At 69.0% G+C, this 203-nt stretch carries 1 protein-coding gene; it reads right to left on the bottom strand.

What is annotated here, in order from left to right; all coding sequences use genetic code 11:
* Window positions 1–203: biotin/lipoyl-containing protein (locus HMPREF0058_RS11575; RefSeq protein ID WP_006549990.1), on the bottom strand; the 203-nt coding region annotated here is incomplete at both ends.

The following is a 203-nucleotide window of genomic DNA, read 5'->3' as shown; positions in this document are numbered from 1 at the left end:
CCGATGACGGCGAGGACGGTGCCGACCTCGACGGTCTCGTCCTCGGCGACCTTGATCTCCAACAGGGTGCCGGAGACGGGGGAGGGGACCTCGGTGTCGACCTTGTCGGTGGCGACCTCCAGCAGGGGCTCGTCGGCCTCGACGGTGTCACCCACGGCCTTGAGCCAGGAGGAGACGGTTCCCTCGGTCACGGACTCACCCAG

It is taken from the genome of Actinomyces urogenitalis DSM 15434, assembly GCF_000159035.1.
Classification (GTDB): Bacteria; Actinomycetota; Actinomycetes; order Actinomycetales; family Actinomycetaceae; genus Actinomyces; species Actinomyces urogenitalis.
This window is presented reverse-complemented; position numbering and strand designations above follow the sequence as displayed.